The organism is Roseovarius halophilus (ex Wu et al. 2025), from assembly GCF_047086965.1.
Map to the genome: position 1 here is coordinate 1 of NZ_JBKOTX010000614.1, position 309 is coordinate 309.

Annotated in this window: 1 protein-coding gene; it reads left to right on the plus strand. The window is 66.3% G+C overall.

Annotation, left to right across the window (positions count from 1 at the left end):
* Nucleotides 1-309: transposase (locus ACH107_RS33730; protein ID WP_412509911.1), on the plus strand; the 309-nt coding region annotated here is incomplete at both ends.

Genomic DNA, 309 nt, shown 5'->3' on the forward strand with positions numbered 1-309 from the left:
ATGCGGTTTCTCGGGCTGGGGCTCGAGGACCGGGTGCCGGACGCCAAGACGGTCTGGCTCTATCGCGAGGGTCTGGTGGAGACGGGTCTGGTCGAAGAGTTGTTCCGCCAGTTCGACGGCTACCTGGCGCGGCAGGGCTACATCGCGCGGGGCGGGCAGATCCTGGATGGTGAGCGGTGCAGCGCCACGGGTTCGAGCGCACCGCGAACGATCGTGGCGGTGCCGAAGAACCACAACACCCGCGATGAGAACAAAGCGATCAAGAACGGCGAAGTACCCGAGGACTGGGCCGACAAGCCCGCGAAGCGC